The 8,223-nt window shown below is 69.6% G+C and carries 8 protein-coding genes; 3 read left to right on the top strand and 5 right to left on the bottom strand.

Annotation, left to right across the window (positions count from 1 at the left end; translation table 11 throughout):
* Positions 1-1,017 (bottom strand): MFS transporter (locus ACXJKG_RS17115; protein ID WP_456846944.1); only part of this gene is annotated, 1,017 nt, incomplete at its 3' end.
* Positions 1,018-1,180: 163 nt separating this feature from the next.
* On the opposite strand from ACXJKG_RS17115, the gene ACXJKG_RS17110 reads away from it, so the two are divergent.
* The gene (locus tag ACXJKG_RS17110; RefSeq protein WP_456846943.1) at positions 1,181-1,891 is read left to right on the top strand and encodes a hypothetical protein; all 711 of its coding nucleotides are present in this window, start codon (positions 1,181-1,183) and stop codon (positions 1,889-1,891) included.
* A 3-nt stretch (positions 1,892-1,894) separates the two neighbouring features.
* On the opposite strand, the gene ACXJKG_RS17105 is transcribed toward ACXJKG_RS17110, so the two are convergent.
* The 4 genes from ACXJKG_RS17105 to ACXJKG_RS17090 are packed head-to-tail and all read right to left on the bottom strand — an operon-like array spanning position 1,895 to position 4,971.
* On the bottom strand, positions 1,895-2,254 hold the full coding sequence (locus ACXJKG_RS17105) for a hypothetical protein (protein WP_456846942.1): 360 nt from the start codon (positions 2,252-2,254) through the stop codon (positions 1,895-1,897).
* Positions 2,254-3,420, bottom strand: a complete 1,167-nt coding sequence (locus tag ACXJKG_RS17100; RefSeq protein WP_456846941.1) for a hemopexin repeat-containing protein — start codon at positions 3,418-3,420, stop codon at positions 2,254-2,256. The genes ACXJKG_RS17105 and ACXJKG_RS17100 overlap by 1 nt, the downstream gene beginning before the upstream one ends.
* Before the next feature lie 22 nt (positions 3,421-3,442).
* Positions 3,443-3,805, bottom strand: a complete 363-nt coding sequence (locus ACXJKG_RS17095; RefSeq protein ID WP_456846940.1) for a hypothetical protein — start codon at positions 3,803-3,805, stop codon at positions 3,443-3,445.
* Complete coding sequence (locus ACXJKG_RS17090) at positions 3,805-4,971, bottom strand: hemopexin repeat-containing protein (RefSeq protein ID WP_456846939.1); 1,167 nt, start codon at positions 4,969-4,971, stop codon at positions 3,805-3,807. The genes ACXJKG_RS17095 and ACXJKG_RS17090 overlap by 1 nt, the downstream gene beginning before the upstream one ends.
* Positions 4,972-5,085: 114 nt before the next feature.
* Between ACXJKG_RS17090 and ACXJKG_RS17085 the strand changes: the two genes are divergently transcribed.
* Together ACXJKG_RS17085 and ACXJKG_RS17080 are read left to right on the top strand one after the other, a co-directional pair.
* On the top strand, positions 5,086-5,841 hold the full coding sequence (locus ACXJKG_RS17085; protein WP_456846938.1) for a M64 family metallopeptidase: 756 nt from the start codon (positions 5,086-5,088) through the stop codon (positions 5,839-5,841).
* Between the two features lie 87 nt (positions 5,842-5,928).
* The coding region (locus ACXJKG_RS17080; protein ID WP_456846937.1) for a hypothetical protein at positions 5,929-8,223 on the top strand (2,295 nt) is incomplete at its 3' end.

Raw genomic sequence — 8,223 nt, 5'->3', positions numbered from 1 at the left:
CGGGAAGAAGCGCGGGATCCCGACCGCGGCGATGAGCAGGGACACGGAGAGCGGCAGCAGCCGCACGCCGGTCTCCAGCGCGGTGAGGCCGAGCGCGATCGACAGGAACAGCGGCACCACGAAGAAGAGCCCGGCCTGGATCATGAACTGGAAGAAGAACATCGTCAGGCCGCCGGCCAGCCGCGGGTTGCGCAGCATGCCGGGCCGCACCAACGGCTCCCGGCCCGCGGCCACCACGCGGAGCTCCCACGCGACGAAGAGCCGGAGCACGAGGATCCCCCCGAGCACGAACCACACGGTCGGGGAGACCCCGAGCCACGAGGGTCCGCCGGGCCTGGTCTGCACCCAGCCCCACTCGCCGGACCGCAGCACGCCGTAGACGGCCAGGCCCAGCCCGAGCGCGGAGAGGGCGGACCCGACGAGGTCGAGGCGGAACCGTTCCTCGGGCTCGGCGTCGGCGATCCGGCGGGTGAGCGCGAGGATGCCGATGACGAGGACGACCTCCCCGGCGAACACGTACCGCCAGGTCCAGTAGGTGGTGACGAAGCCGCCGATCAGCGGCCCGGCGGCCACCGCGATCGCGCCGGCCGACGCGACCAGGCCGTATGCCCGCGGCCGCTCCGACGTCGCGAAGTTCGAGGCCACGAGCGCGACGATCGCGGGCATGATCAGCGCCGCGCCGAGTCCCTCGAGCACCGACCACCCGAGGATCAGCACCGTGAGGCTCTGGGCGATCGAGGTGACGAACGAGCCGCAGGCGTAGATCACGCAGCCGATGGCGAAGGCCCGGCGGCGTCCGATGAGGCTGCCGATCTTGCCGCCGGTGATCATCATCGTGGCCATGACGAGCGTGTAGAGCGTGATGGCGGTCTGGATGCCCGTCACGGTCGTCCCGACGTCCGCGGCGACCTGGGCGATGGACACGTTCATCACCGAGCTGTCGAGCGTCATGAGGAACTGGGCGGTGGCCAGGGTGAACAGGACCAGGCCTGCCGAACGGCCGGCGCTGCGTTCCATCTGAGTCCCCGCCCTCCCCGGCGCGGCACCGGGGGTTCATAGGTACCACCGGCGCCGTGCCCGCCGCTACGGCGTCCCAGGCCAGAGCACGTCCGGGACCTCTCGGGAGCGTGTCGTGGCGTCGGCGGGAGGTGCCGTGAGACGGTGACGGCCGGGGGTGACCATGGACGACGTCGCAGAGACCGACGAGACTGCGCCGACGGCTGCGACACCCGAGTCCGGCTGGTTCCGGCACCTCGACCTGATCGCGACCGCTCTGCTGGCGCTCGCCACCGTCCTGACGGCGTGGTCGGCGTTCCAGAGCAGCCAGTGGAGCGGGGTCCAGGCCGCGGCGTACAGCGCGGCGTCGCGCGAGCGGGCCGAGTCGAACCGTGCCCAGACCCTCGCCGGCCAGCAGACGATCATCGACGTCATGCTGTTCACGGACTGGCTGGCGGCGCTGCACCAGGAGGGCGGCGTGGCCGTCGTGCCCGACCCGTACGTGCCCGACCCGGCGACGTACTCGGGATTCCTGTTCAACCGCTTCCGCCCGGAGTTCCAGCCCGCGGTGAAGTCCTGGCTCGCGACCGACCCGCTGGTCGACCCCACGGCGCCGCCCACGCCGTTCGCCATGGACGACTACGTGCTGGCGTCGGCGACGGAGGCGACCCGCCTGGAGAAGGCGTCCGACCGGTCGGCGACGGTCGCGCGGGTGGCCATCGAGCGCAAGGACAACTACGTCCTGGCCACCGTCCTGTGCGCCTCCGTGCTCTTCTTCTGCGGCATCGGCTCCAAGCTGGGCTCGCCGCGGCGCCGCACCACGATGATCGCGATCGGCGGTGTGGTGCTGCTGACGACCATCGGCGTGGTGCTGACGTTCCCGGTCCAGGTCTGACGCTCAGACGATCTGCGGGCTCCCGCCGTCCGGGTCCTCCCGCAGCTCGGCCGGCCAGGTGGCCGTCTCCTCGCCCAAGGTCACGGTGATGGTGTCCGGCACGAGCCCGTCGGGGTTGGCGAACGCGAAGTCGGCGATTGCCGTGACCGCGAGCGTCTCGAGGTAGTAGTACGCCCCGTCTGCCGGCGCGGCGCTCACCGGCAGCTCCTGCCCGCCGCTCTGCAGGCTCACGGCGACCAGCTGGCCGCTCAGCTCGTCGACCTCACCGACCGCGATGCTCACGTGCAGGCGGGCGACCCCGTCGGTGTTGCTCTCCAGGGTGGGCAGGACCCAGTGGCCGCCCACCATCTGCGACTCGTTCATCAGGCCGTCCCTCCGCAGTTCACGGACCAGTCCGCACGCCGCAGCACCAGGCCGCCGCTCGCGGAGTCCACGGCGTCCCCGTGGAAGTCGAGGTTGACCACGATCGCGCTGCCCGTGGCCCCGGGCATGCCGGGCCGGTCCTTGCCCCGGAACGAGCAGCCGGTCTGGGTGTCCGGCGAGTACACGCTGTTGCCGAACTGGGTCCCCCGCCGTCGCCCGTAGAAGATCTGAGAGCCGTCCGGGAACCTCTTGCCGTCCTCCTGGAAGTTGTCGGACGCGGAGCCGGCCGGCGGGATCGGCTTCATCTTCGGCGCGGGACCTCCGGCCGGGTCAGCGAGGAGGTGCTCCTTGACCACGCCGTCGACGCGGAATTGCCCACGCACGTACTGCCGGTACTCCCCGACCGCGCACGTCGTCGGATACGGCGAGCTCTCGAACTCGAGGTTCATCTCGAAGTACTCCCGGAACATGGTGCCACCACCGATGGGCGCCGCCTCGCAGCCGCCACGGTTGTCCGGCACCCGGAACCCGCCCGCCAGGATGTCCGCCATCGGCCACTCGACCGCCGCGCTGATCAACATGGGGAACACCCCGGACCACCCCGCGCTGATCAGCTTCGGGTACCCGGGGTCGAACGTCTTGGTGGCCTGGTCGACTCGCGCGTACTGGTCGTCCTTGAACCAGTAGACCTTGCCGTTGCCGTAGTTGACGATCGCGTTGATGTCCTTCTCGAACATGGTGCCGTCGACGCCGGACCAGTTGCCCTTGATCGGCTTCGGGTAGCCCGGGTCGAGGGTGTCGGCCGCGATGTCGTGCCGTATGTACTCGCCGCCCCTGAACAGGTAGACCTTGCCGTTGCCCCAGTTCACGGCGGCGTCGATCCCGCCGTCAAACGCGGCGCTGGCCGCGTCGGTCCACGCGCCCTTGATGTCGCGCGGGTAGCCGTCGTCAACCTTGTCGAGCAGCACGTCGTACCGGTAGTAGCGCGAGCCGCTGAAGAAGTAGACCTTGCCGTTCCCCCAGCTCACCGCGGCGTCGATCTCGTCTGGCAGCCCGGGCCAGTTCGCCACCGTGCTCCGCGGGTAGCCGGCGGGCACCGCGTCGGTCGCGCTGTCGAAGCGGGAGTACTCGGCCCCGCTGAAGAAGTACACACGTCGTGCAGTCATCACTCCCCCTGTCGATCAGGACTCACACCATCGGGATGCCACCCGGGTCGGGCTCCGCCCACGCATCCTCGGTGGGCCATGAGGCGGACTCGCCGCCGATCGTGACGGTCACGGTCTCGGGCGTCAGCCCTTCCGGGTTGGCGTACGCGAAGTCCGCGACCGCGGTCACCGCGAGCGTCTCGAGGTAGTAGTAGTCGCCGTCAGCCGGCGCGGACGTGACCTCAAGAGACCGGCCACCCGCTTGGACGTCCACTGCCACAGGTGTGCCGGCCAGCCCGTCCACCTCGTCGACCGCGACGCTGACGTGCAGCTCGACCGCACCGTCGCCGACCTTCTCGAGCGTCGGCAGCGCCCAGAGCCCGCCGATCAATTGCGCCTGCCTCATCAGCACACCCCGCCACAGCTCGTGGACCAGTTGGCGGACTGCAGCACCTCGCCGCTGGTGGCGGAGTCCACGGCCTCACCCCGGAAGTCGAGGACGGTGAGGACGACCGTCCCGGTGGGCTTGCCGGTCCCCGGGTTGTCGATCCCGCGGAACGAGCAGCCCGTCTGCGTGTCGGGCAGGAACTGGCTGTTGGCGAACTGCGTTCCCCGGCGTCGCCCGTAGAAGAGGTCCACACCGGACAGCCGCCGCTTGCCGTCCTCCCGGAAGTTGTCGCTCGTCGACCCGGCCGGCGGAACGGCCAGCATCTCGGGCGGCGGCCCTCCCGCCGGGTCGGCGAGCAGGAACGTCTTGCGCCGCCCGCTGACCATGAACGAGCCGCGGACGTACTGGCGGTACTCGCCCACGGCACAGGTGGTGGGGTACGGCGCGCTGTCGAAGTCGATGGTCATCTCGAAGTGCGTGGTGAACCGCGACCCGCCGACGACGGCAAGCTGTGTGCACGCCCCGAGGTTGGCCGGCACCGAGAAGCTCGACGGCTGGACGGCGGCGATCGGCCACTCGACCGCCGCGCTGATCCCCGCAGGGAACACCCCCGGCCACCCGGCGCTGATCAGCTTCGGGTACCCCGGGTCGAACGCCTTGGTCGCCTGGTCGACCCGGCCGTAGCAGTCGTCCTTGAACCAGTAGACCTTGCCGTTGCCCCAGTTGACGATGTCACTGATGTCCTTCTCGAAGATCGTCCCGGCGACCCCGCCCCAGTTGCCCTTGATCGGCTTCGGGTAGCCCGGGTCCAGCGTGCCGGCGGCGATGTCGTGGCGGATGTACTGGCCACCCTTGAACAGGTACGCCTTGCCGTTGCCCCAGTTCACCGCCGCGTCGATACCGGAGTCGAAGGCGGCCGACGCCGCGTCCGTCCAGGCGCCGGCGATGGCCCGTGGATAGCCGGGGTCGACCCGGTCCAGCAGCACGTCGAACTGGTAGTACTGCGCACCGCCGAAGAAGTAGACCTTGCCGTTGCCCCAGTTCACCGCCGCGTCGATCGTGGCGGGCAGACCCGTCCACTGCGCGGCCGTGGTCATCGGGTAGATCGGTAGCACGTTGTCGATCGTGTGATCGAAGCGCGAGTAGTCGGTCCCGCTGAAGAAGTACACACGCTTGGCTGTCATCACGCCCCCTTGCGAGTCCGAGTCAGCATGTCCAGTTTCAACCCATTCGGGTGATGGTGACCATGCCTGGTCGGGTGGTAGTCCGGGTGAATCGCCCTGCGCCATGCTGGGCCTGTGCCCGCCGCCCGGTTCCCCACCGTCACGGTGCTGGACAACGGCCCGCCGGACCGGCGCTTCGACATCGTCGTCGTGGCCGACGGCTTCGCCGAGGACGAGCTCGACGGCTTCGCGGCCGAGGTCCGGCTTTTCGTCGCGGAGCTGCTGGCGACCGAGCCGTTCGGACTGCTGCGCACTCTGGTCAACGTCCACCGGGTCGACGTCGTCGGCGAGGGGACATCCACGCTCGACGGCCGCCTGCTCACCGTCGACGCCGACGCGGCGCTTCGGCACGCGCGCCGGCACGTGCCCGGCGCCGACGCCGTGCTCGTGCTGGCGAACCGCGCCGAGTACGGGGGCTCGGCCGGCACCCTCGCCTGCCTCACGCGCCATCCGTGGGGGGCGGCCCTCGCGGTGCACGAGCTCGGGCACGCCGCGTTCGACCTGGCCGACGAGTACGGCCACGACGGCCGGCACCCCGGCCCGGAGCCCCGCCGGATCAACGTCACGCTCGAGCGAGACCCGGCCCGCGCGCCGTGGGCGGACCTCGACGGCGCGGGCTGTCACGAAGGCGGCGACCGGTACGCCCACGGCGTGTACCGCGCGCAGGAGACCTGTCGGATGCGCAATCTCGGCGAGCCGTTCTGCGTGGTCTGCGCGCGGGAGATCCGCCGGATCCTGCTCGCGCACGGCCGCGGCGACGGCCATACCGCATATGGGGACATTTCGCCCTCCCCCAAACGGGTGGTCGGGGATAGATTCGACGAGGCGTGACCCCCGGCGACGTCGCCGGACCGGGCCTCGCGCCGTTGTCAGGGGGCTCTGATGCAGTCGATTCCGGTGTTCGACACCATCGAGGGAATGACCGTCTTTCGGGACGACGACGACTTCGCGCACTTCTACTACCTGCCGCGGACGCTGCGCATCGCCACCGGTCCGGACGGCAAGCCGATGTTCACGTTCCTCAAGTACCAGTTCCCCGTGGAGCACGTGGACGGCGAGGAGAAGGGCGGCGGCTACCTCGTCTTCACCACCGAGCTGGTCGAGGACCCCGAGTTTCTCGAGACCAAGGTCCGGCCCAAGCTGGTCGACCGCATGCGCGCCGAGCGCCCCAACGAGTCGCAGCTGCCGCCGCCCAAGCTCACGTCGATGGACTTCATCGACGGCGAGGTGCGCCTGCTGATCATGAAGGACGACAAGTTCGTCGCCGAGGTGCAGACGGGCAAGCCGTCGCTGTTCGCGCAGAACACCGCGTCGTACGCGGTGGAGCTCAAGACGCTCGGCGCCGACCTGTTCTACCAGGCCCTCAAGAAGGGCGCCGGGGTGGGGATCGTCGAGTACTCGCTGTCCTTCGACACCCGCCTGCCCGCCATCCACGTGTACGCGCACTGCGACTCGAACGAGGTCAAGGACGTCGTCATGACGTACACGACGTCGGAGGTCACCGACGGCAGCGTCTGGGGCGACGACGTCTCCACCGAGGCCCATCGCACGTCAATCAGCGAGACCATGGAGTCGCAGGGCCTCATCACGCTGAACATCGACAAGGGCTCGAGCCAGATCAAGGACGACGACGTCGAGGCGCTGCGCGCGTTCGCGTTCGGCAAGATGGACGACTGGCTCAAGGACCACTTCCTCAAGGGCGGCAGCTTCGCCACCGCCGCCGACCGCGAGAACCAGTGGATGAGCTTCATCCACGAGAGCACGCACCAGGTGTTCAACCTCGACCTCGTGCAACGGGACGTCGTCGTGCGGCAGTACAACCCGAGCGCCACGATCGCGCCCGCGTTCATCGGGGCGCCGATCGACGACGTCATCCTCGACATCGACCTGGGCACCGCGGAGTGGTACTTCAACACGCTGACGGTCACGGTCGACACCAACCTGGACTTCGACGTCTACGGCGACATCGTGCACAGCGTCGTCGGCCACGTCTCCTACACCGGCCAGAAGGACGGCCGCGACATCTCCAAGCGCGAGAGCTACACCTTCACCAAGGAGGACCACGCGCCCAAGACGTTCACCACGCGCCTGGCCAAGGTGAGCGAGGACTCGTACACGGTCGACGTCGACGTCAACTACAAGTCCGGCCCGGTCACCACGACCCGCCTGTACTCGGAGTCCACCCACCTGCGGGACTACACGCTCAAGGTCCCCAACCCCGGGGTCATGGCGCTCAAGGTCGCGGCCAACGACAAGAACGCGTTCGACACCCAGAAGCTCACCTCGATCGAGGTCGAGATCGGGTACGGCGACCCGGCCGCGAAGGTGCCGGACGTCGTCGACAAGGTCATCCTCACCAAGGACGCACCCGAGGTGGACTACCGCCGGGTCATCTACGCACCCTGGACCGCGCCGTACCGGTACCGGTTCACCTACGTCACCACCGACGACGCGTCCGGCAGCCAGCGGATCACCACCGACTGGTTCACCGGCGACCACGACGACAACGCGCAGTCCGGGTACCTGTCCGTCTCGACGCCGTTCGACGACGGCTTCCACCTCTCCGTCGTGCCGACCGTCGACTGGTCCGAGGTGCAGACGGTCATCGTCGACCTCGCGTACGAGGACAAGGCCCACGACTACCAGCAGACCCGCTCGCTGCAGTTCGCCGAGTCCACCCTCTTGGCCCTCGCTCCCCCGCAGTGGCGCTTCCTGCTGCGCGACCCCGACGCCCGCGCGTACCGCTACGCCACGAAGATCGTCGGCAAGGACGGGTCCGTGATCAGCACGGACTGGGCGCCGGCGGAGTCCGACGCCTCGACCCTGGTGGTGGGCAACGCCCGCGGCGGCGTGGTCAAGGTCAGCGTCGACCCGTCCGACACCGGCGTGGGAACCGCCCTGCGGCGCGTCGTGGTGCGGCTGACCTACGACGACCCGCCCAACGCCGTCCATGACACCCAGGCGCTCGCGTTCTCCGACGCCACGCCGCAGGTCTGGTCGGTCACCCGCGCCGACGCCTCGGTGTCGCGGTACACGTACGACATCGACTACGTGCCGGCCGTCGGCGAGCCCGTCTCGGTCAAGGGCCTCACCGGCACCCTCAGCGGAGCCTCCGACTTCCTGTTCCTGCCGGCACCCCCGGCTCCCCCGGCACCGCCCGTCCCACCGACGCCCCCGGTCGTCGACACGCCGACGCCGCCGACCCCGGTCCCC

Source organism: Cellulomonas sp. P5_C6 (genome assembly GCF_054049635.1).
This window is presented reverse-complemented; position numbering and strand designations above follow the sequence as displayed.

Bases quoted from the DNA above. Each gene is read 5' to 3' on its own strand.
- ACXJKG_RS17105 (WP_456846942.1), bottom strand. From the start codon at position 2,254: ATGAACGAGTCGCAGATGGTGGGCGGCCACTGGGTCCTGCCCACCCTG.
- ACXJKG_RS17095 (WP_456846940.1), bottom strand. From the start codon at position 3,805: ATGAGGCAGGCGCAATTGATCGGCGGGCTCTGGGCGCTGCCGACGCTC.
- ACXJKG_RS17100 (WP_456846941.1), bottom strand. From the start codon at position 3,420: ATGACTGCACGACGTGTGTACTTCTTCAGCGGGGCCGAGTACTCCCGC.
- ACXJKG_RS17090 (WP_456846939.1), bottom strand. From the start codon at position 4,971: ATGACAGCCAAGCGTGTGTACTTCTTCAGCGGGACCGACTACTCGCGC.
- ACXJKG_RS17110 (WP_456846943.1), top strand. From the start codon at position 1,181: ATGGACGACGTCGCAGAGACCGACGAGACTGCGCCGACGGCTGCGACA.